Raw genomic sequence first — 15,642 nt, 5'->3', positions numbered from 1 at the left:
CGCCTTTCCCGGAGAGGCGGCCTTTTCGACTGAAGGGGCTTTCACGGGGTGTCGGCGATGTCGAACTGGTACGATCTGCTCCAGCATGTGGAGCCACTGGAGGACCTGCCTCTGGATCCGGATCTGGTGCAATCATTGGAGTCCGACTGGTCCGCGCTGGCCGGTTGCGACATTCCGCCGATGCATTTCTATACCCCGACGTTCAAGTCCTGCCGGACCTCGGAACTCACCGACTGCGGCAGCAAGACCTGGCCTGCCGTATCCGTCACCGGGGGCGACTGCAAGCTTCAGTGCGACCACTGCAGGGCCGCTATCCTGAAGCCCATGATCCCGGCGCGCACGCCCGAGGAGCTGTGGCGGGTGGTCAACGGCATCGTTGAGGACGGCGGCCGCGGCATGCTGCTCACCGGCGGTTCCAACCGCCGCAACGAGGTGGAGTACGACGCATACTACGCCACGATCCGCCGTATCAAGGACACCTTCCCGGATTTCCGCATCGCCATGCATACGGCACTGGTGGACGATGATGTGGCGTTGTCCATGGAGCAGGCGGGCATCGATGCAGCCATGATGGATGTGATCGGTTCCCAGGATACGATCACGCAGGTCTATCATCTGCGACGTTCCGTGGACGACTTTGAGGCGACGCTGGAAAGTCTGGTGAAGACCCGCATGAAAGTGGTTCCCCACATTGTCATCGGCCTGCACTACGGCCGCCTGCTGGGTGAGTGGAACGCGCTGGAGATGCTCGGGCGCCACCTTCCGGACGCGGTGGTGCTGGTGGTTGTCATGCCGTTCTATGCCTCCGAGAATCGCCCGTTCGTGACGCCGGACACCGAATCCGTGGGCCGTTTCTTCATGGATGCGCGCAAGGCCCTGCCGGAGACGCCGCTGCTTCTGGGCTGTGCCCGGCCGCCGGGCATCGCCAGGCAGCAGATCGATGCCTACGCGGTCATGGCGGGGCTGAATGGCATTGCCCATCCGTCCGACGGGATGGTGGAGCTGGCCGCCCGGCTGGATCGCCGAGTTCGTGTCACCCCCGCCTGCTGTTCCATCGCGGTGGGCGACGAGGTCATGGCCGTGGCTGGCGACAGCGCCGGTATCGAACTGGATCTTGAAGCCGTCCTCGCCCAAGAGAGGCGGCGCCGTGAACTGGCGCGTGTATCCGTTACGGGGCCGGGCGGCATCCGGGTGGTGGCCCGGGCGGGCGCGTTTACCGCCGGCTCCGACGGCTGCCGCGGAGGCTGATGCCCATGCGTGATCCCGGGACACTGCGGGTACTGGATACCGGTCTGCGCCGTGCCGCCGAGAACATGGCGCTGAACCGTGCCCTGTTGGAATCCCACCAGGCGGGCACGTCACCTCATACGCTTCGATTCCTGCGTTTTACCCCAAGCGCGCTGGTCGGTTTCCATCAGAACGTGGAACAGGAACTGCGCACCGATTACTGCGCGGCGCAGGGCATCGACATCCAGCGCCGTATCACGGGGGGTGGCGCCATCTATTTCGACGAGACCCAGATCGGCTGGGAACTGTATCTGGACAAGGCCTTCCTGGGTACGGCCGACATGGGCGCGATTGCGAAACGCATCTGCGAGGCGGCGGCCGCGGGTATCGGAGCGCTTGGTGTGGACGCACGCTACCGGCCGCGCAACGACATCGAGGTGGACGGGCGGAAGATCTCCGGCACCGGCGGGGCGTTTGACGGTGACTCGATCATGTATCAGGGCACCCTGCTCATCGACTTCGATGTGGAGCGAATGCTGCGTGTGCTGCGCATTCCGGCGGAAAAGCTCTCCGACAAGGCCATTGCGTCGGCCCGTGACCGGGTGGCAAACCTCAAGGACCTGATCGGTGAACTGCCGTCCTTCGATCTGGTCAGGAAGCATCTGGCCGAGTCCTTTGCCGGGGCCTTCGGCGCCAGGCTCCAGTGGGCCGACGGTCTGAATGACGCCGAGGAGAAGGCCTTCGCCGAGGCCCTGACGGAGATTGACTCACCCGAATGGATCTACCAGCACAACCGTCCGGCGAGCGATGTCCCGCTGCTGGAGGCGGTGAGCCGTTCCCGGGGCGGCACCCTGCGCGTGGGTGTGTCGGTGGACCCGGGCCGCGAGCGCCTCAAGCAGGTGTGGATCACCGGTGACTTCTTCGTCAGGCCCCGGCGACTGGTGGTGGACCTGGAGGCGGCGCTTCGCGACACGCCCCTGGATCAGCTTGAGGCCAACGTGACGGGATTCTTCGAGCGGCATTCGGCCGAGATGCTGATGCTGACCCCGCGCGACTTCATCGCCGCTATCCGTGCGGCGTTGGAGAGTCGGGAGGCGAGTCCCTGAATGGATGCCATCCGGTCCACGGACGTGCTGGTGGTGGGGCTCGGCCCTGCCGGAGCCAGTGCCGCGCACATGGCCGCCAGGGCCGGGCTGTCGGTGCTGGGCGTCGAGCGCAATCGGTTCCTGGGTGAACCGGTGCAGTGTGCGGAGTTCATCCCGATCCCCATGGGCGCCTATGCCCGGACCGAGGGCGTGCTCAAGCAGCGTATCAGCGGAATGAAGAGCGTGCTGCCTTCGGGGCGGGTGCATGAATGCGGGTTTTCGGGGCTCATGATCGATCGCGCCGAGTTCGACCGGGCGATCGCCCGGGAGGCCGACAGGCACGGCGCCGAACTCTGGACGCGAGCGCGGCTCACGGAGCTGGACGCGGAGAACCGCGTGGCCACCGTGCGTCAGGCAGGCGAGATGCAGTGCATCCGCTATGAGGTGCTGGTGGCCGCTGACGGCCCTCGTTCCCCGGTGGCGGCGGCCCTGGGAATGGAGCCGCTGGATATCGTGCAGACCCGCCAGTACACCGTGCCGTTGCTCAGGCCCTGCGGTGATACCGACATCTGGCTGTCGGACGACTACCCGGGCGGATATGCATGGCTGTTCCCAAAGGGCAGTGTTGCGAACCTGGGTGTGGGTGCGGACCGGCGCTGGGAGGACAATCTCAAGCAGCCCCTGGCACGTCTGCACAGACAGTTGGCCGATGCGGGGCGGGTGGGCGATGCCATACTCTGCCGCACCGGCGGCGCCATTCCCGTAGGCGGCCTGCGTGGTCGACTGGTGGTGAACCGGATCGTGTTTGCGGGTGACGCCGCCGGCCTGACCCATCCCATCACCGGCGCGGGTATCGCCGCTGCCGTGATCTCCGGCGAACGGGCCGGAAAGGCGGCCGTCGCCCATCTCTCGGGCGATGCAGATGCCTTCGGGGATTACGAGGAAGACATACGCGACCAGTTCGAGACTGCGGTGAACCGCGCCGTGCAGCGGCGCCGCGAACTGGCGGGATACTGGCGCACGGTGGCGGCCAACGAGGACGGGGTGCAGCGCAAGGGCTGGATCGCGTTCGACGACTATTTTGAGGGCGCCGCGGTCTGAAAGGATTGTTGGGTCATTCAGTTTTTCTGCATGTGTGGCTTGCGATGGCAATCAAGGCCGATCGCGGCGAGATGCAAGAGGCAGGATACCGGCGGGTCAGGGTTTGACCTGTCCCTTGCCTCTTGAGACTTGTATCTGCGTTTTTCTGGAGGTTTTCCATGAGTGCCCGTGCCGAGTCCGTGGTTGCTCCGGTGAGGTTCTACCGGCCCGACTATCACATCAAAACGCCGGAGATGCGTTCCCCGGACTATGTGCAGATGTCCACCGCCGCGGCCATCACCCTGGGCCTGGTGCCCGGGGCCATGCACCGCACTGCCTGCACGCACTGCCTGAATCTGCTGGTCACTTATCCGGAAGGCTGCCGAGCCAACTGCAGCTACTGCGGCCTGGCGCGTCACCGCGAGGAGTCACGCGACTATGCGGATCGCAATTTCATCCGCGTGGACTGGCCCACGGCCCGCTACGAGGACGTGATCGAGCGCGTGAAGGGCAATGCCGACAAAGGCCGGTTCGAGCGCATGTGCATCTCCATGATCACTCATCCCAATTCCGACCACGACACGGTGGTGCTGCTGGAGAAGTGGGTGAAGGAAGTGCCGCATATCCCCGTGTCCATCCTCTCCAACCCCACCACCATGAGCTACGCGGACCTGAAGAACCTGCGCGACAAGGGCGCGGATATCTTTACCGTGGCGCTGGACGCGGTGACGCCCGGGATCTTCGAGCGCACCCGCGGCAAGGCCGTGGACAGCCCCCACCGCTGGGACAGGTACTGGCAGGCGATCGAGTGGGCGGCCGAGATCTTCGGCCCCGAAAAGTTCGGTGCGCACCTCATCTGCGGCATGGGCGAGACGGAGCAGGAGATTCTGGATGTTTGCCAGAAGATCCGCGACTTGGGTGGTCATAACCACATGTTCGCCTTTTTCCCCGAACAGGGTTCCCTGATGGAGGACTGGAATCCCGTGCCCAGGGATCAGTGGCGCCGTGTACAGATGGGTCGTTTCATCATCGATTACGCAGGCGGGCGTATCGATGACATGAAGTTCGATGAGGATGGCCGGGTTGTGGATTTCGGTCTGAACGACCGGGCGTTGCGCGAGCTGATCGCATCGGGAAAGCCGTTCCAGACATCCGGCTGCCCCGGCAAGACGGATGAGGAGGTCTCCGCCTGCAATCGTCCCTATGGAGATTCCGGTCCCGCGGACATCCTGAGTTTCCCCTTCGCCCTCAACAGCGCCGACGTGGAGTTCGTGCGCCGCCAGATGGCCGGCGAGCAGGTGGGTACCTTTGAACACGATACCGAAGACTGAGCCTGTCACTGCCGTTCGGTTTCCCCTGAACTCCGCGCCGGCCGGCGGTAACGGGTGCTCAATGGGCAGAAGTTACTTACATAGGAATATAACTATGTATTGGCATATACCAAATTGATCCTGCATCAAATATTCTGTTTGGACCCGTTGGGCTATTTTGACGATGCTCACAGGCGGAATTAAAACCATAACCAGGGCCCGGTTTCATCATCCAAATAACAACTTAGGCGCGGCCGATCGAGCCAAGCCATCCCAGGAGGATTCCATGCGTAAACTTGTCAGACAGTCGACTGTCTTTGCATGTCTGGCGGCGGGACTCGCCGCCACCGGAGTGGCCCAGGCCACCAACGGTTACTTCTCTCACGGATACGGCACCACCAGCAAGGGTCTGGCGGGTGCGGGTGCGGCCTATTCCCAGGACACCCTGGCACCGGCCACCAACCCGGCAGGCATGGTGAACGTGGGTGACCGCGTTGACTTCGGCGTGGCGCTTTTCTCGCCGCGGCGGGAGTACTCCGTGTCAGGCACGCCGATGTGCGGCTTCGAGCAGGGCTGCTTCCCCCTGGAGTCCGGCACGGTCAAGAGTGGCTCGAAGGCCTTCCTGATCCCTCATTTCGGCTGGAACCGCATGCTGGATGACCAGAGCAGCATCGGTTTGGCCATCTACGGTAACGGCGGCATGAACACGGACTATCCCGTGACTCCGGCCGGCGGTACGTTCTACGCCGGTGAAGCGGGCGTCAACCTGATGCAGCTTTTCATTGCCCCCACTTATTCCCGCCAGATCAATGATACGGTTTCCTGGGGTGTGACTCCCGTCATCGCGTATCAACGCTTCAAGGCCAAGGGGCTTGGTTCCTTCTCCGATTTCTCCATGGATCCCGCCAATCTGACCGATCGTGGCACGGACACCTCATGGGGCTTCGGTGTTCGACTCGGTGTACAGGCCGAGGTCGGGCCCGGCGTGCATCTGGGCATTGCCTACCAGTCCAAGATGTTCATGGATGAGTTCGATAACTACAGCGGCCTGTTTGCTGAGCAGGGTGACTTCGACATTCCCGCCAACCTGACCGTGGGTCTGGCCTGGGATCTGACCCCCACTTCCACGCTGTTGTTCGATGTTCAGCATATCTGGTACAGCAACGTGGATTCGGTGGCCAATCCGTTCACGAATCTGACCATGGAAGGGCAACCCCTTGGCGCGGATAACGGCCCCGGCTTCGGCTGGAGAGACATGACCATTGCCAAGGTCGGTTACCAGTGGCAGAACAGCCCGGACTGGACGTGGCGCCTGGGCTACAGCTACGGCAAGCAGCCGATTCGGGACTCCGAGGTGCTGTTCAACATCCTGGCCCCCGGTGTCATGGAACATCACGTGACCTTCGGCTTCACCAGGGCGTTGGGGGCGGACAACGAGCTGAACTTCGCTGCCATGTACGCACCCACCAAGAAGGTGAGCGGCGAGAACCCGCTTGCCCCTGGTCAGGAAATCGAACTGAAGATGCACCAGTTCGAGATCGAAGCCAGCTACGCCTGGAAGTTCTAGGGACTTCGCGGAACGGGGCCTCAGGGCCCCGTTCCTCGTCCGGTCCGGCAGGGATCCGCCCCACGGCGCTGATACTGCCTGCAAACCGATTCGATGAATTGCGAGGTGCCTGATGATGTACTCCAAACGCAGTATCCGCAGGTTCGTGTGGATCGCCTTTGCCTGGATGATCCTGTTCCTTTCGCCGTTGCATGCCCAGGAAGGCACCACCCTCAAACCGTTCGTGCTTGGCGCAGTCCACTCCGGTTCCATCGCGGACCATCTGGACATGGTGCGCAGCGGCCTTCAGGGGCAGGGTTTCGAGATCCTGGGTGAGTACCAACCCTATGACGGGGCTCACGTGATCGTCGCGACCAGCGATGATCTGCTGCGGGCGGCGGCGGCCAGCGATCGGGGGGGCTACATCGCGCCCCAGAGGGTTTCGCTGACCGAGGTGGAAGGGAATACCCAGATCGCCTACGCGAATCCCCTCTACCTGAGGCATGCCTACCGCCTGAACGGCGAGCTGTTCCATGTGTCGGCACGCTTGGCGGCCGCACTGGGTCAGCGTGAAACCTTCGGTTCCGATGACGGTCTGACGCCCGATCAACTGGCACGTTACAACTACACCTGGGGCATGGAATACTTTGACGAACCCTATGAGCTGGCCAGCTACAACAGCCACGCGGAGGCGGTAGCCGCGGTCGAGCGGGGGCTGGCCGAACGCCGGGGTGGGGTATCCAGGATCTACCGACTCGACATCCCGGGTACGGAAATGACCGTCTTCGGGGTATCCATGCGCCAGGCCGATGGCGGTGCGAACGAGCATATGGACGAGGTCCGCCAGATGTCCATTGTCGATTTCAAGCCCATGCGCCAGACCGCCTATCTGCCCTATGAGATTCTGGTCAACGGCGGGAATGTGGAGGCCCTGCACATGCGCTTTCGCATGGCCGTGCATTTCCCCGACCTGCGCATGATGGGCGCCAACAGTTTCATGCGGCTGAGACGGTCTCCGGCCGCGTTGGAAGAGGCACTCACCAGGGTATCCGGAGGTTAGCGACCGATCGAACCTGAGCGATCGCGGTCATCCGGAATGGAGTGATCGGGCTATATCAGCCTTTGAACCCCGGTTCTGCCGGGGTTTTTTTTGTCCCGGGCCTGGAGCAGAATGAAGGCGTGGTTCTCGACGGTCAGAGTGCGGAGACGATGGCAGACGCAGGGCATACAACGGTGGACCGGCTGCTGCCTGGCGAGTTGCGGGATCTTTCCGTGCGTGTGCAGCGCAACTGCGACATTGCCGATGCCCGGCATGCCGGCAACGATACCCTGTGTATCTATCTGCTCAAGATGCGGGAGTTCTATCGCTGGATGCGGCGCCTGCCGTACTCGGCCGCCCTCGACCGGGAGGAGGTGGGCGACTGGGTCATCCGGCAGGAGCAGTTGTGGCAGGACCTGGAGGAAAGGGACCTGGAGCCCCTTCCCCTGGGCAAGACGCATTACGACCCCTTCGATCACGAATCCATCAACCGGCGGCTGGATCCCCATGGCCTGGTCTACGGTGCAGGTTACGGGCGCGGCGCCCGCCCCCTGTTCTTCCTGGGCAGACTGGTCAGCCGCGAGGATTTCGAGGGATACCGGATCTATGTGGTCGGCGAGGAGGAGGCCCGGGACCTGGTGGCGCCGCCGGCGATGTCCCGGGGCGACCTGATATTCGTGCGTACGGAATCCATCCGTCGCATGCTCCACGAGATGATCGAGGCCTGGCAGTTCCGCGGTGCGCCCGCCGATGACGCGCTGTGCCGGGCGCTGAACGCCTATGGTCATGTCCCCGGGGATGAGCGCAGCTTTCAGGCCATGCTTGATTCCGAGGTGGAATCCGCCGTGTGGCACGAAGTGGGGGAGGTGCTCGCGGGGAGATTGTTGGGCCCGGCCTGGCAGGCGCTTGTACTGGAGGTCGCGGGGACCCGCGGGGAACGCGTGATGCGCGCCGTGCGCGACCATCTTGCCGATAGCCTCAGCACGCTGCCGGCCCTGCTTGAAAGCGGCTCCGACGGCGCCCTGCATTTCTACTTCGCCAACCTGGGGGGCATGCGCGGCACGCTGGCTCCCGGTTTGCGCAAGGCGTACGAAGCGTGGTTGGAGACGGGATCCCTGGATGCGCTCAAGCGCCTGGTGGCGCCGTCCCGGGAACACTGGCTGGCGGTCGCACGGCGCCTGCTGGATGAGCCGCACGAGTCCTGGCCCATCAGCGACGCGGAACTCCCTTCATTATGTCTGGACGCCGTCAGCCCTGCGCAGTGATAAGCGCCTGGCGGTCTAGACTTTGACAACTGACAACTGACAACTGACAACTGACAACTGACAACTGACAACTGACAGTCTTTCAAACGTCCCCCCACATACGCATCAGGTTCGCCCGTACATGCCCGGTCCTGCGTGTGGCCTCGCCGTCGGGGTCTCGTTCGCGCAGGGATTCGTGCACCTGGTGCAGTTCGTACAGGATGTGGCGCTGCGCCGGGTCGCGCACCATGGACTCGGCCCATGCGACCGCCACCAGGCGCTCGCCCCGCGTCACCGGACTGACGTGATGCAGGCTGGAGGAGGGGTAGATCACGGCATGGCCGGCGGGGAGTTTCACGGATTGCTCACCGAAGGCCGTCTCCACGACCAGCTCACCGCCTTCGTAGGCGTCGGAGGCATTCAGGAACACCGTCACTGAAATGTCTGCACGGTAACGCCCGCCTTCCGGTCCCATGACCGGATCATCCACATGGGCCCCGTAGCGCATCCCGGGCTGGTAGCGGGCAAAGAAGGCGCCGGACAGCCGGCGGGGCAGGGCGGCGGCCTGGAAGGCGGAGTGGCGGTAGAGCGGCATCAGCACCTGCCGGTTGAGCGCGGCAACGCGTGCGTCGCCCGGCTCCAGCTCCTCGTTGCGCTTGACGCGCCGGGCGTCCTCCCCGGCGCTGTAACGCCCGTCGGTGAAAGGTGCATCAGCGAGCAGCCGATGGATCTCTTCCAGTTGGGATGCGTTGAGCAGTTCGGGGATGGTCAGCAGCATGGATCGTTTGTACCCGCGCTTATTTCTCCGGAGACCAGGTGCCCCTGCTGTCAGACGGAGGGGCGGCGCCGCCCTCGGGGGGGCGATAGTGCGGATCGTTGGGGTTCATGAAGATGAACCTGTATTCGCCCGGCTCCATCTCCACGTAATCCAGTACCGTGTCCTTGAGCAGATCGACGCAGATGGGATCCATCACCAGGCTGACGCCCTCGCTCTTGAAGGTGAGGTCCTCGTCGCGTCCGGTGTCGTCGAAGCCCATGCCGTACTCGATGGCGCCATCGGACTTTCGCCGGGCGGCGATCCGCAGGGCAGGATTCTGCATGCCGCTCTCCTTGGCCGATGCCTTGATCTGCTTTGCGGCTGCGGGTGTGACAGTGATCATGGTGAACTCCTTTGAAACCGTTTGTTCATGGGGCAATCGAGTGGCCTGCGCCGTGCGTCGAACGGTCCATGCAGGAGCGGATGAATGCGACGAAGTGCGTGACCCACGGATTGCTGCGCGTGTGGCGCTGATGGCTGTAGCTGGCAAGCAGATTTCGACAGACGATGCCGTCATGGTGCCCGTCCACGCCATGGCCGCGCACCACCCGGTAGGCGTAGGCGGGTGGAGGGTCCATGGGCTCCAGGGCGGAGTAGTGAAATTCATGTGCCGGAATCGGCGGGGTTCCGCTCGCGTCATGCGCGCAAGCGCCCGGCCAGGGATGCTCCCGGGTGCCCTCCAGGTAGACGTAACCGCGGCCCTGCGGCCTTGCGTGCATGGTGATGTCCCCGGCGATGGCGCCGACCATCTCGTGGCGCCGTCCCTGCCAGCGGATGCTGCGGCTCAGGTACATGAGGCCGCCGCACTCGGCGTAGGCCGGCATGCCGGCCTCGATGGCCTGAAGTATCGCCCGGCGCATGGGGCGATTGGATTCCAGGGCCTCTAGGTGACTCTCCGGGAATCCGCCCCCGATGAACAGGGCATCGGCGTCCGGTATCCGGGCGTCCTTCATGGTGTCGAAGAAGCGTAATTCGGCCCCGGCCGACTCAAGGGCCTCAAGGTCCGTGTGATAGTAAAATGCGAACGCGGTGTCCCTGGCCACGGCGATGCGTACTCGGGCCCCCGACGGCGAGATCTGCGCCGCCACCGTGGCCTGCGGGGGTGACCGGTCGGTTCCAAGCCCGATGATCCGGTCCAGGTCCACCTGTCCTGCCACGGCCTCGGCGAGACGATCGATCTGGATGTCGGCATCGTCATGTTCGTTGCTGGGGACAAGGCCCAGGTGTCGCTCGACGATCTGGAGTTCGGGATTCTCCTGGAGCGCGCCGAGCACGGGCACGTCCGTGTAGTGTTCGACAACCGCGCGCAACTTGGACTCGTGGCGGGCGCCCCCCACCCGGTTGAGGATCACGCCGTCAATGGATATCTCCCGGTCAAAGGCCTGGTAACCAAGCAGCAACGGGGCGATGCCCCGGGTCACGCCGCGGCAGTCCACCACCAGCACCACCGGCACATTGAGCAACCTGGCCAGTGCGGCGTTGCTGTTCGTGCCTTCCAGGTCCACGCCGTCGAAAAGCCCCTTGTTGCCTTCGATCAGGGTGATATCCGCACCGCGCGCATAGCGGCCCGTGGATTCGAGGATTTCTTCTCTGCTCTGGGTGTGAAAATCCAGGTTCACGCACGGGCGCCCCGCAGCATGCCCGAGCCACAACGGGTCGATATAATCGGGCCCCTTCTTGAAGGGTTGAACAAGGTGGCCGCGTTTGCGCAGCGCGGCGCACAAGCCGGTGCTGACGGTCGTCTTTCCCGAGGATTTGTGCGCCGCGGAGATGAGCAGGCGTGTCATGGTCACGCCACGCCTGCCGTTTTCACGCCCCCGCGGAGGCGGTTTCGGCGCCGGCCGGGCGGGTGCTGTGGTGAGGATCGATCTTGTCGTCCGCCAGACTGGCCGGGAGGAAGCGCAGGAACTTGACGGCCACGGCCACCAGGAAGAAGGCAAGTGCCACGCCGCCGATGCCCAGCATGAACTCGGGGAGAGTGGGCACGTAGGGTGCGACCTGTCCGTCAAAGAAACTGCTGCTGACATCGTGCCCAGGGAACATGTCCAGGGGATAGGCCTGCCCGCCGATGATGATGACATACAGCTGAGCCAGTCCGCCCGCGATCACCAGACCAGCGGCCGCGCCGATGACGGCACGTGAACGGCTCCATACGGGATGGAAGACCATCACCAGCGGCAGCACACTGCCCAGGCCGATCTGCACGACCCAGAACAGTAATGGATAGATCCCCCCGTGCAGCAGCATGAAGGCCTCCACGCCATGAAGCCGGGTGGCGTACAGATTGGTCAGGTGATAGACCGCCACGAAATACAGTACGGCGGCCACGAAGACACCCAGGAGGTTCTTCAGCCGGCGCAGGATGACATCACCCAGGGGGCGCTTGCTCCAGCCATAGGCGGCCATGAGCGTCAGCATGAACACGGCCAGGCCCAGGGAGAAGGACAGGGCGATGAACAGCGGCGCGAGGATGGCGGCGTCGTAGGCCTCCCGGGCCACCAGGAAGCCGAAGATCGAGCCGGTACCGGTCGTGAGAATGAGGCGCCAGACGAAGGCCACATAACCCGCCATGTGGCTGTAGCGGTTCATGCGCCGTTCCATCATGAACCACAGGTACACGATGACGATGGCCATGAAGCCGGTGTAGAGGAAGATGTTCCAGGCGAAGATCGATTTGAAGTTGTAATAGGTCATCGCCACGATGAGCCGGTCCGGGCGCCCGAGGTCGAGCACCAGGATCGCCAGGCCACCCGCGAGCAGGGTGACGGCCAGCAGTCCCGAGAGCGGGGCAAGCGGTTTGTAGATCTTGCGCCCGAAGACGGAGGCGATGGAGGCAACATTGAGCGCTCCCGAAGCGGCCACGATCAGAAAGATCGCGAACACGTGGGGCAGACCCCAGACGATCTGGTTGTCCATGCCCGTGATGTGATGGCCGTAGGTGCCCTTTAACACGGCGGCCAGCAGGCCGAGGCCGATACCGACGATCAGGGCTGCAAGCAGCCCGTAGTAGGCGCCGCTGCGCCCCTCGATCTCCCTGAACTGGGTCTTCACTGTCATGTCATTCAGCCCTTGTTGTCAGAGTCCCTGGTAGCGCACGCCGGGGTTCAGGCCCAGGTCCGCGCGGATGGCCACGCCGCCGTACTCGGCCAGGCGGCGGGAGATCTCGGAATCGGGGTCATTGAGGTCGCCGAACACCATGGCCCCGTTGCCTTCCTTGTTGCAGGCCTCGACGCAGGCGGTGGTGCGCTCGCCGCGGTCGATGCGGTGCACGCACAGGGTGCAGCTCTCCACCGTGCCCTTGCCCCGGGGGGCGTGGGGCACCTGGTCGGTCAGCGGTTCGTGGATGAATGAACGCGCCTTGTAGGGGCAGGCCATCATGCAGTAGCGGCAGCCGATGCAGGTGTGCTTATTGACCAGTACGATGCCGTCCGCGCGGCGGAACGATGCGCCGGTGGGACACACGTCCACGCAGGGCGGGTGTTCGCAATGCTGGCACATGACCGGCAGAGAACGGGTATGGCCGGTCGCGCGGTCGGTGATCTCCACCTTGCGGATCCACTGGGCGTCGGTCCTGGGTCGATTCATGCTGCCGATGCCGTTCTCCTTGTGGCAGGCCTCGACGCAGGCGTTGCAGTCACCGCACAGATTGGTGTCGATCAGAATGCCCCAACGGGCACCTTCCTGGGTGCCCGTGCCGGCACCCGCGGTCCGGAGCAGGAATACGCCCGGGGCCAGCGTCAGGCTGGCCACCGCGGCGGCGGCTCCGGTGATGAATTGCCTGCGCGAGAGATTTGGCTGGCTCTCTTTGCTCATGGCTCCTGACTCTCCAGCGCAATGATCGTTTCCATGTCACGGGCGAGGCTCTCGCCGTCCGCGGCCAGGTCGAAGCCGCCGGCAGGCCCGTGAGGATTGAGGGTGTGCATGTAGTCGCCGTTGGCGGGCTTGTCCGCATGACACTGGAAACAATCCATACGCACCGCGTTGAATTTGTGACAGTTGAGACAGAAATGACTTGCCGGATCCTCCCGACTGGCAGTGGGAGAGACGTGACAGTCGACGCACCCCCTCAGGCTGTGATCGGGATTCCGGATGCCAAAGTTCACTGCCTGATCCTTCTCGATACTGAGGAACTTCATATGATCCCGGCGCATGACGTCCACCGGCTCCACACATTGATCCCCGCGGGCCTCCATCATCTGAGGGGCTTCCACCTGGCCGCAGGCGGCGAGCATCAGTACGACACCCGCCAGCAGGAGGCCGGGAAGGATCAGACGGGCATGAAAGATCCCCTGTCGCATGCCTACTCACCCATGGCCATGTCGATGTAGCCGGTGGGACACACTTCGGCACAGATATGGCAGCCGATGCACTTGGCGTAATCGGTGTCCACATAGCGGCCCGTGGCGGACTGCTTCTTGGGCACACGGAACACGGCCGTCTGCGGGCAGTAGATCACGCAGTTGTCGCACTCGAAGCACATGCCGCAGCTCATGCAGCGCTTGGCCTCCTCGACGGCCTGCTCTTCGCTGAGGCAGTCCATGCGCTCCTCGAAATGCCCGATCACCTCGTCGGCGCCGGGGCCGTGTTCACTGCGCTTGTTGCGCGGGGTATAGGGGAAGTGCCCCTTGAAGAGCTTCTCGTGGGAGACGATCTCCTGGAACGAGCGGTCCTCGTAGTTGTGCACCGCGAACTCGCCCTCGGAGGTACCCCAGGTTTCCCCACCGGCGTAGGTGGGCGGCTCCAGGCCGAATTCCTGGAGCTTGCCGAGCAGGTTGAAGTGGTGCACATCCACGCGCGGGCGCTTGATGGGCTCTTCACGGCGCAGAAAGTGGTCGATGGAATCGGCCGCGATGGCGCCGTGGCCGATGGCCGTGGTCAGCAGGTGGGGGCGGATGATGTCGCCGATCACGAAATGACCTTCCCTGCCCGGGACCTGGTAGAACTTGTCGGTGTCGATGAAGCCGCGGCCGTTGTCCAGGGCTTCAAGGCCGGTGAGGTTGCCGCCCTGGCCGATGGCCGAAATGATCAGACTGGCCTCAAGCACGAACTCGGTGCCTTCCACGGGCTTGGGCGCGTTGCCCTCGAACTCGCACTTGGCCATCTTCAGCCCAACCGCGCGGCCCTCGTCGTTGAGCACGACCTCGACGGGCATCACGCCGTCGAGAATGCTCACGCCCTCATGGAGGGCATCATGCACCTCGTGTTCGGCCGCAGTCATCTTTTCCTTGGGGAACAGCGAGGTCAGCGTCACGGTGGCGCCGGTGCGCATCGCGCTGGCCACGCTGTCGTGAGCGACATAGCCGTGAATCATGTCCTCCGGGTGGTCAGTGACGTTCTCGGCCTCGATTCTGCCGAGGCGGCGAGCCACGGATACCACGTCGATGGAGGTGTCGCCGCCGCCTACGCAGACGATGTTGTCGGTGCTCAGCACCTGGATACGGCCGGTGTTGAAGGCCTCGAGAAACTCCACGCCGGTGATGCAATTGGGCGCTTCGCTGCCCGGTACCGGCAACTTGCGGCCGGTCTGACAGCCCACCGCCCAGACCACGGCGTCGAATTCCTTCTCAACGTCCTCCATGCTCACGTCCTTGCCGACGCGGGTCTTGAGGCGCACATCGATGTCGCCCAGATCCAGGATGCGCTTGACCTCGTGGCGCAGGCGCTCGCGCGGCACCCGGTACTCCGGGATGCCGTACATCATCATGCCGCCCAGTTCCTCGTGGTCGTCAAAGATGGTTGAGGCATGGCCGCGACGGCGCAGGTGGTAGGCGGCCGACATGCCGCCGGGGCCGCCGCCGATGATGGCCACCCGCTTTCCGGACAGGGCAGGGGCCTTCTCGAACTCAAACTTCTCCGCATAGGCGGTGTCGCCGATGTATTGCTCGACGGAGTTGATGCCGACGAAGTCTTCCACTTCATTGCGATTGCAGCCGGACTCGCACGGGGCCGGACAGACGCGCCCCATCACCGAGGGGAAGGGGTTTGCGCTGGTCAGACGGCGGAAGGCGTATTCCTGCATGCTCAGATCGGCCGGCGGCTTCTCGATACCGCGCACGATCTGCAGCCAGCCGCGGATATCCTCGCCGGAGGGGCAGGATCCCTGACAGGGCGGCGTGCGGTGCACGTAAACGGGGCACTTGTGGGAGTGGTCTCCCTCGAAGATCGCCTCTTTCCAGCTGCGGCGTTCGTGATCCCCGTCCCGGAACTTGCGGAACGTCAGTTTCATGTCATCGCTGGAAGTCGCCATGCCTTACTCTCCTGGTCAAATCGGGCCGTCGGGCCTGATAGTTCGAA

Annotated in this window: 14 protein-coding genes; 7 read left to right on the top strand and 7 right to left on the bottom strand. The window is 63.9% G+C overall.

Annotated features, from left to right (window positions below; translation table 11 throughout):
• The first annotated feature begins 57 nt into the window (after nt 1-57).
• From THITHI_RS0105300 to THITHI_RS0105270, 7 genes are all read left to right on the top strand, one after another.
• Complete coding sequence (locus THITHI_RS0105300; protein ID WP_018232039.1) at nt 58-1,248, top strand: radical SAM protein; 1,191 nt, start codon at nt 58-60, stop codon at nt 1,246-1,248.
• Nucleotides 1,248-2,333, top strand: a complete 1,086-nt coding sequence (locus tag THITHI_RS0105295; protein ID WP_018232038.1) for a lipoate--protein ligase family protein — start codon at nt 1,248-1,250, stop codon at nt 2,331-2,333. Before THITHI_RS0105300 ends, THITHI_RS0105295 begins: the two co-directional genes overlap by 1 nt.
• The gene (locus THITHI_RS0105290) at nt 2,334-3,413 is read left to right on the top strand and encodes a geranylgeranyl reductase family protein (protein ID WP_018232037.1); all 1,080 of its coding nucleotides are present in this window, start codon (nt 2,334-2,336) and stop codon (nt 3,411-3,413) included. It begins immediately after the preceding gene.
• 158 nt (nt 3,414-3,571) lie between these two features.
• Nucleotides 3,572-4,723, top strand: a complete 1,152-nt coding sequence (locus tag THITHI_RS0105285; RefSeq protein WP_018232036.1) for a radical SAM protein — start codon at nt 3,572-3,574, stop codon at nt 4,721-4,723.
• Between the two features lie 265 nt (nt 4,724-4,988).
• Entirely contained in the window at nt 4,989-6,269 is a 1,281-nt protein-coding gene (locus tag THITHI_RS0105280) for an OmpP1/FadL family transporter (protein WP_018232035.1), read from the top strand.
• Nucleotides 6,270-6,381: 112 nt separating this feature from the next.
• On the top strand, nt 6,382-7,308 hold the full coding sequence (locus THITHI_RS0105275; RefSeq protein ID WP_018232034.1) for a hypothetical protein: 927 nt from the start codon (nt 6,382-6,384) through the stop codon (nt 7,306-7,308).
• Nucleotides 7,309-7,457: 149 nt separating this feature from the next.
• Nucleotides 7,458-8,552 (top strand): Sfum_1244 family protein, encoded by a 1,095-nt coding sequence (locus tag THITHI_RS0105270; RefSeq protein ID WP_033337083.1) that lies wholly within the window; start codon nt 7,458-7,460, stop codon nt 8,550-8,552.
• An 82-nt stretch (nt 8,553-8,634) separates the two neighbouring features.
• Here THITHI_RS0105270 and THITHI_RS0105265 read toward each other — a convergent pair whose 3' ends face one another.
• From THITHI_RS0105265 to THITHI_RS0105235, 7 genes are read right to left on the bottom strand one after another with little or no spacing between them, the layout of a single operon-like run.
• Nucleotides 8,635-9,309 carry a Fe2+-dependent dioxygenase gene (locus THITHI_RS0105265; RefSeq protein ID WP_018232032.1) on the bottom strand — a complete coding sequence of 225 codons (675 nt, stop codon included), beginning with the start codon at nt 9,307-9,309 and terminating at the stop codon, nt 8,635-8,637.
• A 19-nt stretch (nt 9,310-9,328) separates the two neighbouring features.
• Nucleotides 9,329-9,691, bottom strand: a complete 363-nt coding sequence (locus tag THITHI_RS0105260) for a HesB/IscA family protein (protein ID WP_018232031.1) — start codon at nt 9,689-9,691, stop codon at nt 9,329-9,331.
• Between the two features lie 25 nt (nt 9,692-9,716).
• Entirely contained in the window at nt 9,717-11,135 is a 1,419-nt protein-coding gene (locus THITHI_RS0105255) for a cobyrinate a,c-diamide synthase (RefSeq protein ID WP_018232030.1), read from the bottom strand.
• Nucleotides 11,136-11,157: 22 nt separating this feature from the next.
• On the bottom strand, nt 11,158-12,405 hold the full coding sequence (gene nrfD / locus THITHI_RS0105250; RefSeq protein WP_018232029.1) for an NrfD/PsrC family molybdoenzyme membrane anchor subunit: 1,248 nt from the start codon (nt 12,403-12,405) through the stop codon (nt 11,158-11,160).
• 18 nt (nt 12,406-12,423) lie between these two features.
• The gene (gene dsrO / locus THITHI_RS0105245) at nt 12,424-13,161 is read right to left on the bottom strand and encodes a sulfate reduction electron transfer complex DsrMKJOP subunit DsrO (protein ID WP_018232028.1); all 738 of its coding nucleotides are present in this window, start codon (nt 13,159-13,161) and stop codon (nt 12,424-12,426) included.
• A complete protein-coding gene (locus THITHI_RS0105240) occupies nt 13,158-13,646 on the bottom strand; it encodes a hypothetical protein (RefSeq protein ID WP_018232027.1) in 489 nt (162 codons plus the stop codon). The genes dsrO and THITHI_RS0105240 overlap by 4 nt, the downstream gene beginning before the upstream one ends.
• Before the next feature lie 2 nt (nt 13,647-13,648).
• The gene (locus THITHI_RS0105235) at nt 13,649-15,595 is read right to left on the bottom strand and encodes an NAD(P)-binding protein (RefSeq protein WP_018232026.1); all 1,947 of its coding nucleotides are present in this window, start codon (nt 15,593-15,595) and stop codon (nt 13,649-13,651) included.
• Nucleotides 15,596-15,642: the final 47 nt, after the last annotated feature.

Source organism: Thioalkalivibrio thiocyanodenitrificans ARhD 1, from assembly GCF_000378965.1.
Classification (GTDB): domain Bacteria; phylum Pseudomonadota; class Gammaproteobacteria; order Ectothiorhodospirales; family Ectothiorhodospiraceae; genus Thioalkalivibrio_A; species Thioalkalivibrio_A thiocyanodenitrificans.
Note: the sequence above shows the minus strand (reverse complement) of the source record. Positions and strands in the feature narration are given on the sequence as shown.